The organism is Bradyrhizobium sp. SZCCHNR1098 (genome assembly GCF_032489375.1).
Taxonomy (GTDB): domain Bacteria; phylum Pseudomonadota; class Alphaproteobacteria; order Rhizobiales; family Xanthobacteraceae; genus Bradyrhizobium.
This window is the reverse complement of record NZ_JAUEXY010000012.1, coordinates 176,625-199,347: the sequence shown is the minus strand read 5'-3', so window position 1 is coordinate 199,347 and position 22,723 is coordinate 176,625. Positions and strand designations below refer to the sequence as shown.

The following is a 22,723-nucleotide window of genomic DNA, read 5'->3' as shown; positions in this document are numbered from 1 at the left end:
CCGAACCTGGCAAACGAGGCCGCCGCGATCTGATGCGAACTCGGGAACGGGGCACCGGCTACTTCGTCAGCAGTGCGTACGCCCCGTTCCAATCCTCGGGCGGCGGATTGACCTGGTAGTTGCGGATGCGTGCGTCATAGAGATCATAGAGCTTGGCCAAGTCTTGTCCCTGGTCGCTCTTGCGGCCGCGCTCGATCGCGGCCAGCGCCCCTTCCCAATCGCGGCTGCGATAGCTCGCCAGCATCTCGATGGTGAGGTTGCGGAGCAACTGGAAGCGCTCGGAATACATCACGTCCTCGCGGCCGGCGATGGCGTAGATCACCTCCGGCTCGGTCTTACCCTTGACCATGATGAAGTCGAGCTCGAGAATCGCGAGCCGGTCCTTCACGGCCATCGCAGTCGCCGAGCCGACGATGATCGGAAAGCCGTACTCCTTGGTCTGGCCCTCCAGGCGCGAGGCGAGGTTTACGCTGTCGCCAAGCGCCGAATAGTTGAACTTCAGGTCAGAGCCCATGTTGCCGACCACGCCGATGCCGGTGTTGAGGCCGATTCCGACCTTGAGCGGAATGTAGACGTGGCCGCCATGCTCGGCCTCCTGCTCGCGTTCGCCGTTCACCTGATCGATCCGCTCGAGCATGTCGAGCGCCGCCTCGCAGGCATTGATCTGATGATCCTTGTCGGCGAGCGGCGCGTTCCAGAACGCCATGATGGCGTCGCCCATGTATTTGTCGACATAGCCCTTGCGGGCGATGATGGCGTTGGTCAGCGGCGTGAGGAAGCGGTTCATCAGCTGCGTCAGGCCCTGCGGATCGTGCTTGTAGCTCTCCGAGATCGTGGTGAAGCCGCGCACGTCCGAGAACATCACCGTGATCTCGCGCTCCTCGCCGCCCAGCGTCGGCGGCGATTGGGCAAGCTGCTCGACCAGCACCGGCGACAGATATTGCCCGAACACCGAGCGCATCTGCCGACGCTGGTTCTGCTCGCGGACGAAGTTCGCGAAGATCAGCGTCAGATAGATCGCCGTCGTCGACAGCATCGGATAGGTGAAGTCGATCAGCAGCCGATGCTGGGTGTAGAAGTACCAGGAGATCCCGAGCAGAGCGGCCGCGAACAGCGCCCCGACCACCACGAGTGTGACGGCGCCGAGTTGCGGCGCGAAGACGATCACGAGCAGGCCGAGAAGGAGCGCACCGAAGAACTCGGCCGGGAGTCCCCAATAGGGCGGCGTCAGAATCGCACCGGTCAGAGCACTCTCGAGCACCTGAGCATGCACCTCGACGCCCGGCATGGCCGGAGAAATCGGCGTGGTCTTGATGTCGTTCAGGCCGGTGGCCGATGGCCCGATCAGCACCAGTTTGCCGGCGATCTTCTCCGGCGGCACCCGACCCTCCAGAACGTCAATGGCCGACACGTAGATCGATGGGTCACTCTCGGCATAATGCAGCCAGAGCTGCCCATTCGCGTCGGTCGGAATCTGTACAGCACCCAGACCAAGACCGATGATGCCACTCTTGTCAGTCCTGATCCGAATCGTATCCGTGCGGGTCGCGACCCGCAGCATCTCGAAGCTCAGGGAAGGCATGATATCCCCCTGAGCCAGCATGATCATCGGCACCCGGCGAATGATGCCATCGCGCTCCGGTTTGATGGTGAACAGGCCGCGACCAGCGGCCGCATGCTCGATCACGGGGACGTTGCGCAGCAGCCCGGGAAAATTCCACATGAATGGCGTTGCATCCTGGCTGTGGCCCAGCGTCGCGATGCCTGTCACAGGCAAAGTCTTGTCGAGGCCTGCACGAGCCTCAGGACCACCGGATTCGCCGAGCACTACGCGCGACCGCTTCAGCGCGTCGGCGAGCACCTGGTCATTGGATGGCAATATCCTCAGCTTCTCGCGCGTCGGCTCGTCGAGATTTGAAAAAGTCTCGGCCGCGAGCCCGGGATTGAGCCGGTCCGGCTCGGCAAACACGACGTCGAAAGCAATTACCACGGCGCCGAGTCGGGTCAGAGTGTCGATGATCTCGGCGATCCGCGTGCGCGGCCAGGGCCACTGACCGAGCTTGGGATTCGCGAGACTCTTCTCGTCGATATCGACGATGGTCACCGGCCGCAGCGTCTTGATCCGCGGACTCAGCACCTGGAAATTATCGAAGGTCCGGACGCGCAGCTCCTGCACCAGGGCAGGGTCTGCGACGCGTAGCGCCGCGAAGCCGATCAGCAGCAGCAGGCAGATCATGCGCGCATAGCCGAACTTGCGCGCGAACCACCGAGGAACTGCTCTCAATCGTTTCATGCAGCATCCGATATCACGCCGAAGCCGGCGATCCGAGTCGTCCGGTTATCCGGACCGCGTTCCGCTCGGCGACGCCGCCGTCCGCATCGTGCGGCGGGCGCGCGGGCTCAGACGAGGTGAAAACCGTCGTGATGCGCCTTGAACTGCTCAAGCGTCACCCCCTTGAGGGTGAGCGTATCATGCGCCGCATCGGTGATGATCGTATCGTGGCCGCCATTGGCGGACTGCGCCGACGCCACGAGCGCAGCGACGCTGGCGAACAGCGAGTGATCGATCTCGACGATGTCCTTGTTGACGTCGAAATCGCCGATCGTGGCGCTGCCGAAATGCGGGTTGAAGACGAAGGTGTCGTTGCCGTCCTTGCCGAAGATCGTCACGCCACCGCCGACATTGACGAAATTGTCGCTCTGGTCCGTGCCGTTGACCGTCGATGCACCATTGCCCGCCAACGTGACGGTCAGTGCCTTGGTCGCCGTGCCGCCGTGGCCGTCGCTGACCTTCGCCTGATAGGTGATGGTCAGCGTGTCGCCGGAATTGAGGAAATCCAGGTTCACGTCGGCCGGATGATATGTCCAGTGCAGGACATCGGAGCCGCCATCGGAGCTCGTGCTGTCGAAGGTGATCGCGTGGGCATCGGCCAACGCCTGGACGTGGGCATTCGAAGGCAGGCTCAGAGAGCCATTGTATTTGATCACGCCATTTTCGACCACCGAAGCGGTCAGCGTGTCGCCGACATCCCCGTCGAGCACCGTCAAGGTGCCGGACATGCCGCTCGCCAATTTCACCGGCTGATCCGGGATGTAGCCCGCCGAGACGTTGTCGAGCTCGAACGCATTCTGGCTGCTGGCAAGCACCACCTTGTTGAACGGGGACAGGCCGAGGAACTCGACATAGCCGTTCGAGGCCAGCGAAGTCTGTCCGCCATTGGCGAGCAGCGGCGCGACGTCGCTGCCCGAGTAGGAGGCGACCAGCTTGTTGCCGTTGTAGAAGGAGATGCTGTTGTAGCTGTCGACCGAGCCCCAATACAGCCCGAAGCTGTTCTTGACGCTGTCGAAGGTGATGGTCTCCTGGGCGTGGCTGCCGATGCTGAGATAGTTGGTCTTGTCCACACCGTCGACCATGTAGGGCGCCGCCGACACCGGCGAGGAGCCGTGCACGATCCCCGCATTGCCGCTGGCCGTGAACGTCGCGTGCAGCGCCTGGCTGTAGAAGCTGCCATGGCCGCGCCCGTTATCGGAGATGTTGCCGGCCGACACGCGATCGAACGTTTCGGTCGGCAGGCCCTCGGCATTGGTGCTGGCGGTGCTTGCGAGCACCCTCGCCTGCTCGGCCAGGATGACGGTCTGGACCGTCGGGTTCGTTTCACCTGTGATGACGGGCGCATCCTCTGCGCCGTTGACCGTGATGGTGACGGGCACATCGACCACGACGCCGTGACCGTCGTCGATCGCGACCGTGTAGGTCAGCGTGACATGCTCGTCGACACCGAGATAGTCGAACACCTTGTCATTGGCAGCGAAGGTCCAGGCCTGCGATCCCGCACCACTGCCGGATTCTGTGAGCGAGCCGAGCGACAGCCAGCTCTTGAGCACGGACAGATCCGACGGCAGCCCGTGGTCGTTGCCGGAGGTCGCGACGCCGGTCACCTTCAAGACATGCGCATCGGTGATGTCCGCATCCTCGAAAGCGATCGTGCCGCTTACAGTGTCGAGCAGATCCGAGCCGGACATCGCCGCGCGCTCGGCGATTTCGGCCGACTGCACCTCGCTCGTCACGACCGGCAGGTCGTTGGTCCCGGTGATGTTGACGACGATCGTCGAGGTCGCGCTCTTGCCCTGATGGTCGTCGAGCGTCACCGTGGTGGTGACCGTGACGGTCTGGCCGGCGCCGAGGAAATCGAGCGAGCCGTCGGTGATGGCATAAGTCCAGTCGACCTTGCCATTGTTGGCGTTGCCGCCCTGGCTCAAGTGCAGCGCCTGTTCCAGCGCTGCGATCTGGTCCGGCGTCAGCTGACTCGACAAATCTTTCTGCTGATCGGCCGCAGTCCAAGTCACGCTCTGCGCCCCGATCGATGCGGTTGGCCGATCGGTCAGGTCGACATCGGTGAACTTGACGCTGCCGGCGACGCTGTGCTGATCGGACGCCCCTGTTTGAGCGGCCGCTTCGGTGATTGTACCGGGCCGGCCGGAATCCGCGATCACAGGCGCCGTGTCTTCGGCCGTCAGCGTGATCAGCGTTCCGTCATGCCTGTCATTGCTGCCCGCGAAATGCAAGTCACTGAAGTCGCCTTCGAGCGTCAGGGCAATGCTGTGCCCTTCGCCGTCGATGACGGTGAGCACGCCCGTCTCGGCATCGTAAGACGCCGTTGTCGCCTCGCTCCACTTGATCGTCTGCAGATCGATCCTGTCGTCGACGCCGAGGCCGGCGATCTTGGCGGAGAAGCCGGCATCATCGATGACGAGTTCGCTGCTCCCCTCGCTGCCGAAGTCGATCGTCTGGTCCACGTGACCATCGACCGTCAGCGTTGCGCCGGCATCGACCTTGATGATCCCGGAGCCTTCGACGTCGCCGGCGATCTCGAACTTGCCCGCCGTGATCTCGATCGTGCCATAGTTGAAGATCGTTCCGCCGATGCCGCTCAGCCCGCTCGCGGAGATCGTGCCGTAGATGTAGAGCGTGCCGTCATGACTCACCTTGGTATCGGCAAGGTCGAGGATCGCACCGAGGTCGACGGTGCAGACGCCGAAATTCCAGACGTCCATTCCGGACAGGGTCACATCGTTGCCGGCGATCTCCAGCGTGCCGACGCTCCGAATTTCCAACGTGCCGCCGGTGAGCGTCGTGCTCCCGTCGAGCACCAGGGTCGATTCCACCGGCATCTCACCATCCTCATCGATGATGATCTGACCGTCCGTGTTATCGATAGTAACGTTGTCGAAGGTGGTCGCAGCCGCGGTCTCGACATGCACGATGCCGTGGTTGACGAGATCGCCGCCGGTGATCGTGCTGTCCTCGATCAGCAGCAGCGCGCCGTCGTCCACCTGGACAGTGCCGCCGTTGTCGACGCTGACGCCGATCAGTGTTGCGCTCTCCTCTGCAGCGACCTGAAGCATCGAGCCGTCGCCGATGGCGATATCGACGTCGGTCAATGACGCGCTGCCCTGGACCGTCAGGATGGCCGTGATCTCCGCGAACGCGCCGGTCTCGCCGATCAGCAGCGTACCGCCCGCGACGGCGCTGCCCTCGATCGTGCTGTCGCCGTCGACGGAGATCGTCCCTTCGTTGCTGATAGCGCCGCCTGCGATGCTTGTGCCGGACAGAGACAACGCGCTGCCCGCCGCAATGATGATCGCGGCGGCGTTCGCATTCGTGATCGTCTCGTCTTCGAACGCATTGCCGCTGCCGGACACGGCGATCGTCTCGAAATTGTCGAGCGTGCCGCCGCTCAGCGTGGCGTGGCCGGTCAGGGCTATCGTTCCGCCGGACTCGTTGGTCAGCGTGCCGCCAGTAATATCCGCATGCGATAGCGTCAGGGTCGCGGAGCCCTCGACCGTGATATTGCCACCCGCATTATCGATGCTGGTGCCGCCGTTTAGCGTAAGCTCACCATCGGCATCGACATCGATCAGGCCGGCATTCGTGACGGCTTCGTCCGAGAGGGTGTTGCCGCTGCCGGAGACCTCGATCGAGCCAAAATTTTTCAGCTCGCCATCACCGATCGCGGCTCCGCCCTTCAGAACGAGCAGGCCGTTGGCAGGTTGTGGTGTCTCCCCGCCGCTCTCCAACGTTCCGAAGTTCTGAACGATCGGCGCGCCCTGGATGACGATGGTGCCGCCATCGATACTGCCACCATCCAGAGTCAGCGTCGCGCCGAGGTCGACCTCGATGAGACCGGAGCTGTCCTCATCGGCGTTCGCAACGTCACCATGCACGGTCAGCGTGCCGCCGGACAGCTCGATCGTTCCGGTGTTGACGATGCCGGCGTTCGCCCCGAAGACGCCGCCGCCAGCCAGCAGCACGGTGCCGGCATTGTGCAACTCGCTTTGCTCGAGAATCTGCGCCGAGCCGCCAACGCTGATCGTCGCGTCCGAGAAGTTGTAGATGAGCGAGTCGGCCTTGGCCGTCAGTGCGCCGCTGATCGTCAGCGTGCCGTTATTGTCGAGCTCCGGAACGGCGCCGCCACCGAAATCATTCAGCGTGACCGATTTGGCGTAGGCGTCGTCATCGATCGTCACCGGAAAGGCCGGCGTCAGGCCGTGCAGCTGATCGGTGATGATGATGACGTCATCATCGGCGGTCGGAGCCAGGCCGGTTGCCCAGTTCGCGTGATCACTCCACAAATGAACCTGGCCGCCGCTGCTTTCGCCGGGCTGGGTCGTGGCGATCCAGACCACGGCCGGATCGTCGGTGCCGGTGATCGTCACCGTGATCGTCTGGGTCGACGTCGCGCCATGCGAGTCCGTCACGGTCACCGTGTAGGTGAGCGTCACCTTCTGACCCGCAGGAATGAAATCGGCGACATAGACCGGTAGGTTGGCGAAGCTCCAGTTGATCTTGCCGGTGCCGCTGCCGGTGCTGTCGGAGGCCAGGGATGCCGTCAGCGCCTGCTCGAACAGCGCCAGTGGGGCCGGCGGAATGCTGCCGCCGCCTTCAAGAACCGCGCCGGTCAGCTTGGCCGACACGCTATGGGTGTCGGTGAGGTCGACATCCTTGAACGTCAGCGTGCCGGAGGTCGGGTCCTCGGAGGTGAGCGGCCCGCCGGGCACGCTGGTGCCGCCCTCGAACGCGATGGTCGGGACGTTCGCCGTGATCTCGGGCTTGTCGTTGGTGCCGGTCACCGTGATCGTGATCGGCACCTCGGTAAACTCGTTCGACGGCGCGAAATTGTTGTCGACGCGCACGACGTAGATCAGCGTCAGCGTCTCGCCCGCGGCCAGAAAGTCGAAGTAATTGTCGGGAACACTGTAGCTCAGCATTGCCGAGCCGAAATTCTTGTTGGTCGGATCCGGCACCACCGTGATCTTCACGGCCGTCGCCATGACATCCTGCAACTGCAGGGCGTTCAGCGATGCCGTGACGTCGGCCTGCTGCGCGCTCTTGAACGCATAGGACTTGAAGCTCACCGAGACCGTCGGCCGGTCGATGTTATTGACGTCGAGGAAATTGACGCGGGTGAGGACGGTGTCGAGGTCGGCGCCGTTGCCCGTCTGACCGGCCCGCTCGGCCAGACCGAAGGTCGTGATCAGCCGGCCGCCGGCGTCGAGAATCCTGACCTCCGGCGCACCCGGAATGTGCGACAGCTGCTCGGACGTCGAGCTCGTCGTGGGTGTCGAGCCCGTATTGTCGGTCACCTGATAGGTCGGCGTCGCGCTGGTGCCATTGGGCAGGGTCAGCGGCGTCAGCGTCTGCGGCACCCCGATGTCGGTGAAATGGGTTGTCGACTTCGGATTGGTGTTGTCGGTGAACTTCAGCGTGAAGACGTCGTTGATGAGCTTCTGGATGTCCGGCGTGAGCGGCACAGCGCTCTGATTCACGATTCCGTTGCTGATCTGGATCTGCTGTCCGGCCTGATTCACCACAGCGATCGGCTGCAGCGTCGTCTTGTCGAACAGCACGTAGGAGCCGGTGCGGCCATCGGGCTCGACCAGCACCTGGAACTTGGCATCGGGCAGACCGCCCTGCCCCGGCACCGTGAAGTCGATCTCGACCAGCACGGCGGTGCCGCGAATGCCCATGGTCGCCACGGGCGTGTCGACCTTCATGTCGCCGTGCTTGGCGGTCTCGCCGGCCACGAACGAGATCGTGCCGGCAACGAGGCTGATCAGCGAGGAATTGTTCGACCCGTTGGGGTCGTACACCATTTCATTCAGCACCATCCGCGCATTGGACGACAGGCCGAACACGGTGCCGTCGATGAAGGTGATGCCGAGCGTCGAATCCGAGCCGGACTGGACCACGTCGCCCTTCTCGACGTTGTCGCCGTTGTGAAGGAGGATCGAAACGCCGTTGCGGATGACGGTCGCGGTGCCCTGCAGCTTGGTCACATGGCCGATGACCTTGCTCACGCTCGCAGCCGCCCCGGCTTGGCTGACCTGCACCGCGCCGGAGAGCGCATTGACGAGGTCGCCGGTCAGATGCGCGCCGTCCGGCGAGGCCAGCGGCGCCCGTTTCTCGCCCTTGAAATAGTCCGGCAGCACCATCTCGCGCCCATCGGACGAGAGGATCAGGTCGAGGCCAGACCGCTTGAAATCGGCATTGAACAGAAAATGCGCGTCCGGAACGACGATGGCGTCCGTCGGCGCATGGGCATGCGGGGCCTCCAGCCGCACGTGGCCATGCGAGGAGGCGCCCCGGCCTTCGGAGAAAAGCGCGGCGTCAGAATTGCCAGCGTAATTCACGGGGCTACCGACTATGGTTAATGAATACATAAGAATGAGTGTTCAAGGCGTGCATATCACTGGCAAGTGTCTGGCGGAACCACCTTCAGCTTGTGCTTCAGGTGGCCAAAAACGGCGACTTCCGCGGGATCGCTACGATGTTGTCGAGTTTTCGCCCTCTTTAAAGCTGACCCCGGCCGAGACATGCCAAGTCAAAATTCACCTCGCTTCAGAAAGCCAAAGTAATTGTAAGTATTCATAGACCATCCAATACCTTTACCGACATCAACATCCGCACCGGCTTACCCCTGACAACGGATTTCAAGTGGAGGACTGTGGGTGGGAGAACAAGAATCGACGAATTGCATCAATTTGGCAGGAGCTGCGGCTGAGTTCGAAGCACAACTTCACCGCGAACCCTCCAGACCTTCGCGACCCTCGCTCAGCTTTCGCTAGGATTTGTCGCATCGGAGCAACACAACGTTCAGCGTAAATCCTGCGATTTGGTCGCCGGATTGCCGGTTTTAAGCAGAGGCCAAGCCTCCGCACCCATGCTGACCCCCAACAAGCATCCGGTTCCGCCAGGCGCTGCGTCGCGCCGGCCGAGATCCGGGCACGGGGCGTCACATGAATTTTCTCGCGCTGATGCGCGCATCGCTGGTGGCCGCGGCCGCCAGCGCCGCCATATGGATCGGCAGCCCAGCGAGCGCCGGTCCTGTCGCGCAGCCATTGGGGTTCGCAACCGCCATCGAGGATACGGCCGAGCCATTCGGCCTGCCGCGGGTCGGCCTGGAGGCCGGCGCGTTGCGCGACAAGTGGTTGGCGCTCGCGCGCAAGCTCGAAGACGAGCGGGTGCAGCTTGCACTGTGCGATGGCGACCGCGAGCGCTGCGTCTCCCCCGCCGCCCTCAGCCTGCTGGCGATCATCGATCAGGGCCGTCTCCGCGCGGGACGGGCCAGGCTCGGCGAGATCAATCGCGCGGTCAATCTGGCCATCCGGCCGGCCAGTGATCTCGCTCAATATGGCCAGGTGGACGTGTGGGCCTCCCCTCTCGCTACGTTCGAACGCCGTGCCGGCGACTGCGAGGACTACGCGATCGCCAAGTTCGTCGCACTTCGGATGGCTGGCATTGCCTCCGACGATCTGCGGATCGTGATCCTGCACGATGTCGTCCGGGGCGAGGATCATGCCGTCGCGGCGGCGCGCCTCGACGGGCATTGGCTCATGCTCGACAATCAGCGCATGGCGATGATCCAGGACAGCGATGCGCGGCAGGTGCGGCCGTTGTTCGTGATCGACGAGACCGGCATCTCCCGGTATCAGGCCTTGCCCCTGATGGCGGAGGTCCGAGCGCTGTCGCCTGAGGGGACGGCTTCCGTGAACCATTGACGATCGCGCATCGTTGCCGCGCGCCCACAACTTGAGACGTGGCCGGGAGTTCGCGGGACGAGCACGGCAGGAATGCGGACGGTGCGCCGACGGAACCGGCCGGCACCGAAGGACACGATGCGGCGGCTCGTTCACCGCGCCGCAACGAGTTGCATCCACATTGCAGACGCGAACCGATCGAGGCGATAGTGCCGTCATGACCCCAGGCAGCCCCGCCCTCGCCGTGCGAGGATTGACGAAGTGTTTCGAACGGCCAGCGGTCGATGCGCTCGACCTCGTGGTGCGCTCGGGCGAATTCTATGCACTGGTCGGCCCGAACGGCGCCGGCAAGACGACGACGCTGCGCATGGTCGCGGGCCTGCTGCGCCCGGATGCCGGGCGGATCGAGATCTTCGGCATCGATGCGCTGCGCGACCCGATCGCGGCCAAGCAGGTGATGGCCTGGGTCTCCGACGAGCCCATGATCTACGACAAGCTCACGCCGCTCGAATATCTCGAGTTCGTCGCCGGACTGTGGGGCATCGATCCCGCGACCTCGAGTAACGCGGCAACCGAACTTCTGGCCTCGCTCGGGCTGGAGCCGCATCTGCACGAGCGCTGCGAAGGCTTTTCCAAGGGCATGCGCCAGAAGGTGGCGCTCGCCGGCGCGCTGATCCACGACCCGCGGCTGATCATCCTGGACGAGCCGCTGACGGGCCTGGATGCGGTGTCGGCGCGGCACGTCAAGGGCCTGCTCGCCGAGCGCGTCCGCCGCGGCGGCACGGTAATCATGACCACGCACATTCTCGAAGTCGCCGAGCGCATGGCCGACCGGATCGGCGTGATCGCCGCCGGGCGCGTCCTCGCCGAAGGCACTCTGGCCGAGCTGCGCCAGCAGAACGGACGCACCGACACCAGCCTGGAGGAGCTGTTCATCGCGCTGGTCGACGTCGAGTCCGCGGCATGACGCGGGCGGCGACGCTCGCCTGGTTCGCCCGTCACGAGCTCAGGCTCGCCTGGCGGGAATGGCTCGGCATGATCACGGCCGGCAGGCGCCGCCGCACGCGGGCCGCCGTCATCGGTCTCGTGCTGTTCGGCGCCCTCATGCATCTGCCGGCCTGGGTCGTGGTCGGTCGCTACGCCGATCTCGAGCTGCCGCTCGACAAGACCGCGCTGATCGTCATCACCGCGACCATCATGCTGTCCTGGGCGCTGATGCTGTCGCAGGCGATCGAATCCGTCACCCGCGTGTTCTACGCGCGCGCCGACCTCGATCTCATCATGTCGTCGCCGGTGCGGCTGGCCGAGATCTTTTCGGTCCGGATCGCGGCGATCGCGCTCTCCGTGACCAGCATGGCGCTGCTGCTCGCGACGCCCTTCGTCAACGTGCTGCTGATCGAGGGCGGCGCACGCTGGCTCGCGGCGTTCGTCGTGGTCGCGGCCGTCGGCCTGTCGGCAGCGGCGATCGCCATTGCCATCACGATCGTCCTGTTCCGCCTGATCGGCCCGGCGCGAACGCGGCTGGTCGCCCAGATCCTGGCCGCCGTGATCGGCGCCGGCTTCGTCATCGTGCTGCAGATCGCCGCGATCGTGTCCTACGGCACGCTGTCGCGCTTCGCCATCCTCACCTCGGATGCGGCGGCCGCCATCGCGCCCGATCCCGACAGCATCCTTTGGCTGCCGGCCCGCGCGGCGCTCGGCGACGGCCAGGCGCTGCTGATCCTGCTGGCCGCAGGCCTGCTGTTGCTCGGCGTCGTCATGATGGTGTTCTCGCCGCGCTTCGCCGACACCGCGATCAGCGCCGCGGCCCAGGGCATCTCCAGCCGCGCCGGCGCACGGGTCAGGTCGTTTCGGGGCGGCTCGCGGCAGCAGGCGCTGCGGCGCAAGGAGTTCATGCTGCTGCGGCGCGATCCCTGGCTGATCTCGCAGACGCTGATGCAACTGCTCTATCTGGTGCCTCCGGCGCTGCTGCTGTGGCGCAGCTACTCCGACAGCTCGCAGGCGGTGTTCCTGATCACGCCGGTCGTCGTGATGGCGGCGGGCCAGCTCGCGGGCGGCCTCGCCTGGCTCACCGTCTCCGGCGAGGACGCGCCCGAACTGGTGGCGACGGCGCCGCTGCCGGCGACGCGCATCGTGCGCGCCAAGGTCGAGGTCGTGCTGATCACGATCGCGGTGATCTTCGCGCCTCTCGTGCTCGCGCTCGGCTGGGTCGCGCCGGCGCAGGCGGTGATCACGGCCGTTGCCGTTCTGGTCGCGACCGTCTCCTCCACGGCCATCCAGCTCTGGTTCCGGATCCAGGCGCGGCGCAGCCAGTTCCGCCGCCGCCAGACCTCGTCGCGGCTGGCGACCTTTGCCGAGGCGTTCTCCTCGATCGGCTGGGCGGCGACCGCTGCACTGGCGCTCGCGCTGCCCGAGGCTGCCATCGTCAGCGGCCTGATGACCGCGGGCCTCTTGCTCGCAGCCTGGAAGCTGAGGCCGGCACGAACCTGAAGCGTTCAGCGCAGCACCTCCATCACGGCGGCGGCGAACGCCGCCGGCTCTTCCTGCGGCAAATTGTGGCCGGCCCGCGCGATCACGCGATGGCCGATCCGGTTGCTGAACTTCGCAGCATGCGCGTGGCCGTCCGTTGCCGGGATCACGCCGTCGGCGTCGCCATCGAGCGTGATCGTGGGCACGGTGATGACGGGCTGGCTCGCCAATCGCCGCTCCAGCTCCTGATAGCGCGGATCCCCATCGGCCAGCCCGTAGCGATGGCGATAGCTGTGGATCACGACGTCGACGTGATCGGGATTGTCGAACGCCTTCGCCGCGCGCGCGAAGGTCGCGTCGTCGAAGCGCCAGTGCGGCGACCATTGCTGCCACAGCAGCCTGGCGATCTCGGCGCGGTTGGCGGCAAGCACGGCGCGGCCGCGCTCGGTCTGGAAGTACCATTGATACCAGAACGCGAACTCGCGCGGCACCGGCGCCGGCTCCAATGCCCGCGCGATGTCCTGGATCAGATAGCCGTTCACGGAGACCAGGCCCGCGCAGCGCTCGGGCCACAGCGCCGCGCCGACGCAAGCCGCGCGGCCCCCCCAATCATAGCCGGCGAACACCGCGCGCTGGATCACCAGCGCATCCATCAGCGCGATCAGGTCGGCGCCAATCGCAGCCTGCTGCCCCGAGCGCGGCGTCGATGCGTCGAGGAACCGCGTCGGGCCATAGCCACGCACATAGGGGAGGATGACGCGGCAGCCATGAGCTGCAAGGCGCGGCGCGACCTCGACGTAGGAGTGGATGTCGTAGGGATAGCCGTGCAGCAGGATGACGACGGGGCCGACGGCCGGCCCGCTCTCGACATAGGCGATGCGGAGCACGCCTGCATCGATCTCCCGCAGCGGCCGCAACACCCGATCCGTCATGCCATCCTCCCGCATCGTTGCGCCGCCCTGTCCAGCCGGACGTCGCGCCGAGGATAGTTCTGATCCGGATTCCTCGCTACACTCACACGCGCTGTTGAAGAGGAACCGCCATGCTGCGCCCGCTGGTCTCGCTGCTTGCCGTCCTGGTCGCGTTCGCATCGCCCGCTGTGGCGCAATCGGGGCCGCGCACCAGCGAGTGCCTGGCGATGGCCAGCGCCCCGCCGCGCGCCACGCCCGTCAGCTTGCGCCGGACGGCGGCGGCCGGCAACGAGGTGACGATCACCTATGCCGGCCACTCGACCTACTTCATCGACACGCCGATGGGCATCCGCATCGCCACCGACTACAGCGGCGCTTATCAAGTCGGACGTCTGCCCGACGTGATCACCATGAACCGGGCGCACTCGACGCATTACACGCTGGCGCCCGATCCGCGCATCCCACACGTGCTGCGCGGCTGGGGCGACGACGGCAAGCCGGCCCAGATCTTCGAGCGGATCGGCGACGTGCTGATCCGCAACATCACCACCGACATCCGCCGCTATTTCAGCGATTCCATCGGCGCCGACATGATCAAGGACGGCAACTCGATCTTCATCTTCGAGGTTGCCGGCCTGTGCATCGGCCATCTCGGCCATTTGCACGTCAAGCTGGACGAGACGCATTTCGCCGCCATCGGCCGGCTCGACGTGGTGATGGTGCCGATCGACGGCACCTACACGATGTCGCTCGACGGCATCTCGGAGATCACCAAGCGGCTGCGCGCCTCCGTGGTGCTGCCGATGCACCGCTTCGCGACGCCGCTCGACGAGTTCATGCGCAAGATCGGCCAGCAGTTCGAGATCGACCGCCGCGCCGAGCGCAGCTTGAAGATGTCGCGCGAGCTGCTGCCACAGGTCCCGACCGTGATCATCCTCGACGGGGTCTAGAGCATGATCCGGAAAAGTGGAGGCCGGTTTTCCGAGAAGATCATGCTCAGGACAATATGAGCTCAGGCGCCCGCGAGGCTGGTGCCGCGGCGGCCTTCCGGCGTCAGGAACATGCGCTTGAGCTTGTTGATCACGCGCACCGCGAGGCCGAGCAGGTAGGGCTGCGTCTTCAGGCAGAAGGCGAGCTTCTTGACGTGGCCCTCGACATGCCATTTGGCATGGGCGCCGTCGCGGAAGAAGATCACGTCGCCCGGCCCATAGCGCTTCGCCGGCATGCCCTCGCTCTCCAGCACGATCGCGCCTTCGAGGATCAGGATCGTCTCGTCGAAATCGTAGTACCAGTTGAACTTGCCCTCGGTGCAATGCCAGACGATGGTCGAGCCCAGCCCGTCGCTGCTGCGTGCGATGGTGCAGGAGGTCGCGGTCGGACTGCCCTCGATGATCCAGGACGGCTCGATCGGAGCGGGCGCCAGGTCGACGGCGAGATTGGCGGTTTCGATCAAGGACGGGGACATCTTGGACCTCAAATGCATCGGATTGAAATGACCGGCTGAACGGCGGCGTGAGCCCGCGACCGTAGCCGATTGCACCTAATGGCTGCTTTCCGAAGTCGTTAAGATTTGAACCGATCGCCGCGACCAGCCGTCGCATCACAAACACGCAAGCGCTATAAACTCCACGCGAACGCCGCAATTTGTTCGCGGCCTCGCCAAACCTGCTGATCTACTGTTTGACCGCACTGCAAGATGCGGACAGGCTTCCCTCTGGTCGCCCTGCCCATCCTGAGTTGTGCCGTCGCCTTTAAAGATTTGCCGCCTTCGCAGAGATAAGGATTTCCCAGGATGCGCCGACTGAGCCTCGCACTCGCCCTCACGCTGTCCGCCGCCACCCTTGCAACCGCCAGCCTCGTCATGGCGGGCGAAACGCCCGCCCCCGACAACGCCAAGGCCTACTTCATCAACCTGAAGGACGGCGACACCGTCTCCTCGCCGGTCCTGATCCGCTTCGGCCTGTCCGGCATGGGCGTTGCCCCGTCCGGCACCGAGGCCCCCAACACCGGCCACCACCACCTGCTGATCGACGCGCCCGCTCTCGAGGGCGACTCGCTCAACGAGGCGATCCCGGTCGATGCCGGCCACGTGCATTTCGGCAAGGGCCAGACCGAAGCCTCGGTCAATCTCACGCCGGGCAAGCACACCTTGCAGCTCGTGCTCGGCGACTGGAGCCACATCCCGCACAACAAGCCGGTCATGTCGGAGCGGATCACGATCGACGTGCAGGCCACCACCGGCAGCGCCAAGCAGTAGGCACGTTCGGCCGACGACGACACCGCCGCGAGCATCGCTCGCGGCTCGTTTCGGGCCGGTGCACGCGTGACGCCGGCCCGTCATGCGTCAGGCCCACTCGCCCTTGCGGAACACCGGCACGCGACGGCCATCTTCATGGAGGCCGTCGATGTCGGTGTCGGCCGCGCCGATCATCCAGTCGATGTGGATCAGGCTTCGGTTGCCGCCCTGGGCGGCGATCTGCTCCGGCGACAGCGAGGTGCCGTTGATGAAGCATTTCGAGTAGCACTGGCCGAGCGCGATGTGCGAGGCGGCGTTCTCGTCGAACAGCGTGTTGTAGAACAACAGGCCGCTCTTGGAGATCGGCGAGGAGTGCGGCACCAGCGCGACCTCGCCGAGCCGGCGCGCGCCCTCGTCGGTGTCGAGCACCTTGTTCAGGACCTCCTCGCCCTTCGAGGCCCTGGCCTCGACGATGCGGCCCTCCTCGAACCTGACCTGGATGTTGTCGATCAGCGTGCCCTGATAGGACAGCGGCTTGGAGCTGACGACGTGACCCGACACACGGCGGCAATGCGGCGTCGTGAACACTTCCTCGGTCGGAATGTTGGCATTGCAGGTGATGCCGTTCTTGGCGGTCGAGGCGCCGCCCTCCCATTCGTGGTCGTCGGCGAGACCGATCGTCAGGTCCATGCCGGGTCCGGTGTAATGCAGCGCGCTGAAGCGCTGGCCGTTGAGCCACCCGGTGCGCTCGCGCAGCACCGCGTTGTGGCGCTCCCAGGCGGACACGGCATCCTCGCGGTCGACGCGCGACGCGGCGAAGATCGCATCGGCGAGCTTCGCCACCGCGACCTCCTCTGGCACGTCCGGGAAAACCAGCTTGGCCCAGGACGGGCTCGGATAGGCGATGATGTTCCAGTTGGTCTCGAAATTGGTGATCTTCTCCAGCGCCGGCTGGTAGGCCTTGGAGTTCGCCTTGCTGGCACGTGCCACCTTGGCCGGATCCTGTCCCGACAGCAGCATCGGATTGTCGCCGACGATGGCGAGCCGCGCGGTGTTCTCCGAGAATGCCTTGGCCATGCCCTGGTAGAGCCAGTCGGCGGCGCGATCGAAGCTGTTGTCATGACCGAAACGGTAGCGCGCCAAGGTGAGCTCCTCGTCGGAGAAGAACGAGGTCACGATTCCCGCACCGGCCTTGTAGGCGTGCTCGGCGACCTTGCGCACCAGCGGCAGCGCCACCGACGGCGCGGTCAGCAGCAGATCCTGACCCGGCTGCAATTGCAGGCCAACCTTCACCGCCACCTCGGCCAGGCGGTCGAGCTTGACGGGATCGATGGCGGCATCGAAGTTGCGCGGATGTGCGGTCATCAGGGTATCCAGTTCCGTTTCTTTGCGGTGTTGAAGAGATAGGCCAATCGAGAAGGGGGTCAATGGGAAAGGGGCTTCCGTGCGGCGTTGTCATCGCTCGCCGTATCCTCCGCTGTCATCCCGGCGAACGCCGGGATCCATACTCCGCGGTGTCTGTGATGATACGCGGCTGTGGCTCCAGCTCGGTCCAGCGCAGGCTTCGGTGTTTATGGGTCCCCGCTTTCGCGGGGACGACACGGGAGTATTCGGTGGCCTGTCACCTTATCACTGCGTCATCACTGCGCGGGATGGCCACGAAGTTTGCCGGCATGGCAGCTCATCCTCGCACCCGCTTTCGCGTCCGAGCATTGCTCTTGCAGTCACCCTCTCCAAAGCGAGGGTGCAGGGAAGGCCGGACCTCGACTGAGGCCCGTGGCCCGCCTGCTCAAAAAATGCAGGCGGCAGGTACCCCAGGTCCAGCCGGACGATCCGGCCCTCCCTGCGCGATGGCTTTAACGGCTGCTTCGCATTCTCCCCGGTGCGCCGGGCTTTCTGGTCACCGTCACCCACGCGGCGCCGTTGGCGCCGGCGCAGGCTTGATACTGGCATCGGAGTATCAGGACCACGCGACTTGACCGTGCGAGCCGATGTTGTTCGTCCGCGCGAATGACCACGCTGCAAACCGGCCCGCCCATCACATCCCACCTCCACGCTTCGTGACGACCGCGCAGCGCCCCTCGTCGATGAGGCGGGACAGCGACAAACAATCATGATTTTCCGAAATTGCCAAGCGGGATATTTTTTCTGCCGGGACTGGACAGCCCAAATCAGCCTGAACTTGCTCGTGAAATCGGATTCCGGACGCAGCGGCGATCGGGCGTATCTGACGCCTCGACAGGCTTATCCGATCTCGGCGTGAGGGGCATGAGTCGCCCGACGAGCGGCATTCTTGATCGTGTCAGTCCTCGACGCCCAGCCCGTCACCATCGACGTACCAGTCGGCGCGGGACGCCCAATGCACGTGGCGATCGGGAACGGCGCCGAACGGCTCATCGAAGCCTCCGGCGGGAATGATCGCCTCGCGGCCGCTGCGCGTCAGATGTGGCATCGGGCTGCCGCAAGTGCTGCAGAAGGCGGTGGCGAAACTGCGCGCCCGGGGCAAGTCGAACCGCGTGACGTTCGCCTCGCCACGCAGCCAGCGCAGCGCCGCCGCCTTGACGATGACCTCACAGGAGTGCGCCGTGCCGCTGGCCTTGCGACAGCGCGAGCAATGGCAATTGAGGAATTTGTCGAACGGCCCGTCGACCTCGAAGCCGACCTGGCCGCAGAGGCAGCTGCCGCGGAACGTGGTCATGACGATCTCCTGTCGTGGTCTGGAACGGAATGTCCAAGAGCGCTGCACGCGTGGAGGATGTTACTTGCCCTGATTGCTTATCCTGATTGCATCCTTGCAGCTATCAGGACGACTGAAGGCCAGTTGCGGTCGCCGCGCTGTTAGTCGGTAGTCTGACCTTCCCAAAGCGGAACATTCATTTGTTGTGAGTCATCCTCGACGTCGAGAGTCAATCATTCCGAATGATTTGGAACCAGTCTGAGCGGGCAGCGCCGTCCCGCATTTGCATGGCTCAGGGGTGATTCGGTCACCTTGAAGACATGTTTAGACGTTGATTGGCGCGCGGCAGGGGGATTTCACAGCGTACAGGAGTCCTCCGAATGTACCGCGTTGTTATTGTCGTCGCCGCATTGCTGGCTCTCTCCGTTCAAGCCGAGGCGCGTCCTCGTCACCATCATCATCACTACTCGCACCGTCACCACTCCTACATGAACGCGATGGCCTCGATTCCCGGCGAAGGTCGCGTCGTCGGCGGCCGCCCATCGGGATGTCCGCATGCCTTTTGCGGCTGCGAAGCGTCGCTCTACACGTTCGGCCGGGTCGTTCCCGAGCTGAATCTCGCATCGAACTGGCGTCGCTTTCCGCGCGCAGCTCCCGCACCGGGAATGGCTGCCGTCCGGTCCGGCCACGTCATGATCCTGCAGCAGCAGGTCGCCGGCAACATCTGGTATGTGCATGACGGCAATTCCGGCGGCCACGTCACCCGCGAACATCCCCGCTCGATCGCCGGCTACACGATCGTGAACCCGAATGGCGGTTCCGCGATGTTCGGCGCGGCGGCTCGTGTCACGCGCGAGGCCCGTGCGCCGAGCTACCAGCGGCTCGCCCGCAACACGCGGCCGGACGGCTGGATGGCCAGCGCGGCGCCGATGGCCTTCAACTAGGTCCTTGATAGCTTCGCGACGCGGCCTGCGGCATCCGGATCGAATGCTGCAGGCCGCGTCGTCTAGCCTGCGCGCGCGTCCGCTGGCAGCACCAGTAACAAGCGGAACCGTTCACAGCGCGCCAAGGGCGGGCGCCAGGATTACACAGGCCAGCAGCGCCAGGGCCGCAGCGCTGCAGCGATAGCCGAGCGACGCCGGCACGACATGCCCGAGGCCGCAGCGCAGCGTCGCGCCGAGCACGATCCAGGCTCCTCCGATCGTCGCAGTCGAGAGTCCGAGCACGACCAAGAACGGCCATAGGCTCGCCGCATCGCCTTCCAGCGGCAGCAAGGTGAAAGCGAAGATGATGGCCTTTGGATTGAACAGCGTCGTGATGAACACGCCGCGCAGGGTGACCGGCGCCGCATCACTTGCGCTGCTGCTGCTGCCGTGGCGCCAGAGCGCGGCAGCGAGGTGCAGCAGATAGAGCACGACCACGACACGGAGAGCCTGTCCGACCAGCGGCGCGGTCGCGACGAGCGGACCGAGCGTGATGCGCAGCGTCGCGATCGCGAGCAGATAGCCGGCAAGCTCGGCGAGCAGCAGATGAACGGAGGCGCGCACGCCACGACTCGCACCGGCAGTGGCGAGCAGCGTGTTCGTTGGGCCGGGCGTAACGAGCAGCGCTGCGCCCGCCGCGCCGAAGGTCAGGATATCCATGACCGCATCAAGCACGCGCGCCATGCGCCGGCCTTGACGAGCGTCAACGTCCGGCGCCGCGGGCTGCGGTCCCGTTTTCCGGAACGGCTCGTACGTCGGCTTCATTGCGGACGGTCGTCGGCCGCGCCGCATGATAGGATCGTATGGCAGCATGCAGGGCGACTGATTGACTTGGCTCTCGTGCAAACTAAGGTTCGCGGCGCCGGAAGTGGAACAGCGCCTGATCATCGCACCGTTCGAACGCGTAGCATCGATGGTCGGCGCGCAAGGATCGGAAGACAGATGACGTTGGCGATGAGCTGGGACGAGTGGGCCCGGCATGATGGCATGGCGCTGGCGGCGCGCGTTCGCAGCGGCGAGCTGACGGCGGCGGAGCTGGCAAGGCAGGCCGCCGAGGCAATCGCAAAAGTCGATCCCGCGCTGTCCGGCGTGGTCGAGGTCTTCGCCGATGCCGTGGAAGATCCGGGCAAGGCCGGCGCCGATCTCGCAGGCCCCTTCGCCGGCCTGCCGTTCCTGATGAAGGATCTCGGGCCGACGATGGCCGGACGGCTGCAGGAGCAGGGCTCGCTGTTCATGCGCGGCAACCGTCCCGCCGCCGACACGCACCTGACGGCGAAGATGCGCAAGGCCGGCCTCAATCTGATGGGCCGCACCACGACGCCGGAGTTCGGCGTCTGCAGCTCGGCGGAGAACCCGGCCGTCTACGTCACGCGCAACCCCTGGAATACCGACTACACCACCTGCGGCTCGTCGGCCGGGAGTGCGGCAATGGTCGCCGCCGGCGTGGTGCCGATCGCGCATGCGACCGACGGCGGCGGCTCGATCCGCATTCCCGCCGGCGTCAACGGCAATATCGGGCTGAAGGTCTCGCGCGGCGTGTTTTCGATCGCGCCGCATCTGTCGGATCTAAGCGGCCTGGTCTCGATCCAGGGCTGCCAGTCGCGCAGCGTGCGCGACACCGCGGCATTCGTCGATCATTGCCGCGGCGGCGCGCCCGGCGAGTTCATGCCGTATTGGACCACGCCGGAGCCCTATGTCGAGTTGATCAAGCGCGATCCCGGCAAGCTCAGGATCGCGCTGTCGCATCAATGGGGCGACTACCGCGCCACGCCGCATATTGCTTCTGAGCTGGAGCGTGTGGGCAAATTCCTCGAAGGCCTCGGCCACCACATCGGCTACGCGCTGCCCGACGTCGATTACCGCCACGCGTTCGCGGCGCAGACCACCTGCTACATCTCGAACTTCGCGATCGTCATCAACAACCTGCTCGCGGCGCGCAAGCTCGGGCGGCCGCCGGCCGACCTGATCGAGCCGATCAACATCCGGATCTGGGAAGCGGGCAAGGGCACCAGCTTCGCCGAGCGTGCGGCGATGCAGGCGGTGTTCAATACGACGTCGCGCGCCTTCGGCGCGTTCTTCGAGGACTGGGACATCATCCTGACCCCGATCACGGCGCTGCCGACGCCGAAGATCGGCACCACCGAATACCTGACCATCAGCGACAATCCCGACGTGCTCGACTGGTTCGAGAATCTGTGGCGCAACTTCGCCTTCACGCCGCTCGCCAACCTCTGCGGCGTCCCGGCGATCTCGCTGCCGCTCGCCACCAATGAGCACGGCCTGCCGCTCGGCATCCAGGCGATCGGCAAGCAGGCCGATGACGGCCTGCTGCTGCAGCTCGCGGCCCAGATCGAGCGCGCGATCGGCGGTCAATGGAACGGCGGCGCGACGCCGGCCGTGCATGTGACCAGCAAGTGAGCGACTCACGCGCCTGATCCTGATGACATGATAGGCTGCGCCGGGCGTGGACAAGGCGCTCGCATTTCCGGCAATCTTGCATTTCCGACCATCAGGCGCGCCCGATGAACATCCTGCTGCTCAATCCCAACATCCGCTCCGACATCACCGACCTGATGCTGCAGGTCGGCCGCGACGCCGCCGCGCCCGGCACGACCCTAATCCCCTGCACCGCGCCGCGCGGTGTGCCCTATATCGCGACCCGCGCGGAGGCGCAGATCGGCGGCGCCGTCGCGCTGGAGATGCTGGCGGAGCGCAACGGCAGCTTCGACGCCGCGATCATCGCCGCATTCGGCGATCCCGGCCTGTTCGCGGCCCGCGAGCTGTTCGACGTGCCGGTGATCGGGCTTGCCGAGGCGGCGATGCTGACCGCCTGCATGGCCGGACGCCGCTTCGCCATCGTCACCTTCGCGCAGGCGCTGGGTCCCTGGTACGAGGAGTGCGTGCGCATGCACGGCCTGATGGAGCGCTGCGCCGGCATCCGCATGCTCGACGGCAGCTTCAAGCAGATCTCCGACGTGCAGCACGAGAAGGAAGAGCTGCTGGTCGAGCTGGCGCTGCGCGCGGTGGAGGAGAACGAGGCCGACGTGCTGATCTTCGCCGGCGCACCGCTCTCCGGGCTCGCGGCCCGCGTCGCGCACCGCATTCCCGTGCCCGTGGTCGATCAGGTGATCGCCGCGGTGAAGCAGGCGGAGGCGCTGCTGGCGTTGAAGATGCGCAAGGCCACCGCCGGCACCTTCCGCCGCCCGGCCGCGAAGCCGACGACGGGCTTGCCCGAGGCGCTGGCCGCCCGGCTGGAGCATCGCGACGGGTAGTTGGGCCGTGTGAGTCGCAACGCTCTCTCCCCACGTCATTCCGGGACGCTGTCGGCGCGAGCCCGGAATGACGTGGGGAGAGAGCGAGCCAGATCTTGCTAGCTGCGAGCTCGGGCGAACCCCGTCATACTCCCATA

At 65.3% G+C, this 22,723-nt stretch carries 15 protein-coding genes; 8 read left to right on the top strand and 7 right to left on the bottom strand.

Annotated elements, in window-relative coordinates:
- Positions 1-58: 58 nt before the first annotated feature.
- Together QX135_RS24555 and QX135_RS24550 are read right to left on the bottom strand one after the other, a co-directional pair.
- Positions 59-2,293, bottom strand: a complete 2,235-nt coding sequence (locus tag QX135_RS24555; RefSeq protein WP_315775553.1) for an adenylate/guanylate cyclase domain-containing protein — start codon at positions 2,291-2,293, stop codon at positions 59-61.
- Between the two features lie 107 nt (positions 2,294-2,400).
- Positions 2,401-8,691 (bottom strand): VCBS domain-containing protein, encoded by a 6,291-nt coding sequence (locus QX135_RS24550; RefSeq protein WP_316177372.1) that lies wholly within the window; start codon positions 8,689-8,691, stop codon positions 2,401-2,403.
- Between the two features lie 606 nt (positions 8,692-9,297).
- Between QX135_RS24550 and QX135_RS24545 the strand changes: the two genes are divergently transcribed.
- From QX135_RS24545 to QX135_RS24535, 3 genes are all read left to right on the top strand, one after another.
- Positions 9,298-10,059: a transglutaminase-like cysteine peptidase gene (locus tag QX135_RS24545; protein WP_316177374.1), complete on the top strand. Its 762-nt coding sequence runs from the start codon at positions 9,298-9,300 to the stop codon at positions 10,057-10,059.
- 196 nt (positions 10,060-10,255) lie between these two features.
- Positions 10,256-11,005 (top strand): ABC transporter ATP-binding protein, encoded by a 750-nt coding sequence (locus QX135_RS24540; RefSeq protein ID WP_315772658.1) that lies wholly within the window; start codon positions 10,256-10,258, stop codon positions 11,003-11,005.
- Complete coding sequence (locus QX135_RS24535; protein ID WP_316177378.1) at positions 11,002-12,528, top strand: permease; 1,527 nt, start codon at positions 11,002-11,004, stop codon at positions 12,526-12,528. The genes QX135_RS24540 and QX135_RS24535 overlap by 4 nt, the downstream gene beginning before the upstream one ends.
- Before the next feature lie 5 nt (positions 12,529-12,533).
- Here the strand turns inward: QX135_RS24535 and QX135_RS24530 are convergent, their stop codons facing one another.
- A complete protein-coding gene (locus tag QX135_RS24530) occupies positions 12,534-13,439 on the bottom strand; it encodes an alpha/beta hydrolase (protein WP_316177380.1) in 906 nt (301 codons plus the stop codon).
- A gap of 110 nt (positions 13,440-13,549) precedes the next feature.
- Between QX135_RS24530 and QX135_RS24525 the strand changes: the two genes are divergently transcribed.
- Positions 13,550-14,368, top strand: coding sequence for an MBL fold metallo-hydrolase (locus QX135_RS24525; protein WP_315775559.1), 819 nt, complete (start codon positions 13,550-13,552; stop codon positions 14,366-14,368).
- 62 nt (positions 14,369-14,430) lie between these two features.
- Here the strand turns inward: QX135_RS24525 and QX135_RS24520 are convergent, their stop codons facing one another.
- Complete coding sequence (locus QX135_RS24520) at positions 14,431-14,883, bottom strand: cupin domain-containing protein (RefSeq protein ID WP_315734852.1); 453 nt, start codon at positions 14,881-14,883, stop codon at positions 14,431-14,433.
- Between the two features lie 327 nt (positions 14,884-15,210).
- On the opposite strand from QX135_RS24520, the gene QX135_RS24515 reads away from it, so the two are divergent.
- A complete protein-coding gene (locus QX135_RS24515; protein WP_315734855.1) occupies positions 15,211-15,675 on the top strand; it encodes a DUF4399 domain-containing protein in 465 nt (154 codons plus the stop codon).
- 87 nt (positions 15,676-15,762) lie between these two features.
- Here the strand turns inward: QX135_RS24515 and QX135_RS24510 are convergent, their stop codons facing one another.
- Together QX135_RS24510 and QX135_RS24505 are read right to left on the bottom strand one after the other, a co-directional pair.
- Complete coding sequence (locus QX135_RS24510) at positions 15,763-17,019, bottom strand: aminopeptidase (RefSeq protein ID WP_315734857.1); 1,257 nt, start codon at positions 17,017-17,019, stop codon at positions 15,763-15,765.
- 937 nt (positions 17,020-17,956) lie between these two features.
- Complete coding sequence (locus QX135_RS24505) at positions 17,957-18,352, bottom strand: GFA family protein (protein ID WP_316177383.1); 396 nt, start codon at positions 18,350-18,352, stop codon at positions 17,957-17,959.
- A gap of 359 nt (positions 18,353-18,711) precedes the next feature.
- Between QX135_RS24505 and QX135_RS24500 the strand changes: the two genes are divergently transcribed.
- On the top strand, positions 18,712-19,275 hold the full coding sequence (locus QX135_RS24500; RefSeq protein WP_315734861.1) for a hypothetical protein: 564 nt from the start codon (positions 18,712-18,714) through the stop codon (positions 19,273-19,275).
- 111 nt (positions 19,276-19,386) lie between these two features.
- On the opposite strand, the gene QX135_RS24495 is transcribed toward QX135_RS24500, so the two are convergent.
- Positions 19,387-19,974: a LysE family transporter gene (locus tag QX135_RS24495; protein ID WP_316186371.1), complete on the bottom strand. Its 588-nt coding sequence runs from the start codon at positions 19,972-19,974 to the stop codon at positions 19,387-19,389.
- Between the two features lie 282 nt (positions 19,975-20,256).
- On the opposite strand from QX135_RS24495, the gene QX135_RS24490 reads away from it, so the two are divergent.
- Positions 20,257-21,732 carry an amidase gene (locus tag QX135_RS24490; protein WP_316177385.1) on the top strand — a complete coding sequence of 492 codons (1,476 nt, stop codon included), beginning with the start codon at positions 20,257-20,259 and terminating at the stop codon, positions 21,730-21,732.
- 104 nt (positions 21,733-21,836) lie between these two features.
- Positions 21,837-22,586 carry an aspartate/glutamate racemase family protein gene (locus QX135_RS24485; RefSeq protein ID WP_316177387.1) on the top strand — a complete coding sequence of 250 codons (750 nt, stop codon included), beginning with the start codon at positions 21,837-21,839 and terminating at the stop codon, positions 22,584-22,586.
- The last annotated feature ends 137 nt before the right edge of the window (positions 22,587-22,723 follow it).